Annotated in this window: 1 pseudogene; it reads left to right on the forward strand. The window is 60.2% G+C overall.

Going from position 1 to position 538, the window contains the following annotated elements:
- A pseudogene (locus tag K7711_RS47095) lies at window positions 1-525 on the forward strand (IS256 family transposase); the annotation flags it as partial.
- Between the last annotated feature and the right edge of the window lie 13 nt (window positions 526-538).

The raw sequence follows: 538 nt of genomic DNA on the forward strand, positions 1-538 counted from the left end.
CTGCGACGGCCTGAGAGGGCTGCCCGAGGCGATCAACGACACCTGGCCGTTGGCCGATGTCCAGCAGTGCGTGGTCCACCTCGTGCGGGCGAGCCTGAAATACTCCTCTCGGAAATACTGGAGTCGGATCACCACTGAACTACGCGCGGTCTACACCGCGCCCACGGTCGAGGCCGCTGAATCCCTTTTCGAGGAGTTCGCTGCTGAATGGGAACCGCGATATCCGGCGATGATTGCGGTCTGGCGCAACAGCTGGGAGCAATTCACGCCGTTCCTGCGGTTCCCGGCACCGATCCGGAAACTCGTGTATACCACGAACGCGATCGAAAGCCTGAACGCCAGATTCCGGCAGGCGACCCGCCGGCGCGGGCATTTCCCCAACGACCAGCCGCACTCAAGGTGCTCTACCTGGTCATCAGGAACCCGCTGAAAAACCAGCGGAATATCACTGGAAAGGTCAGCGGATGGAAGGATATACTCAACACGCTCGCCCTGTTCTACGGTGAGCGGATAACCGGAAACTAGCAGGACAATTCAC

The sequence above is a fragment of the Nocardia coffeae genome, from assembly GCF_019890715.1.
Taxonomy (GTDB): domain Bacteria; phylum Actinomycetota; class Actinomycetes; order Mycobacteriales; family Mycobacteriaceae; genus Nocardia; species Nocardia jiangxiensis.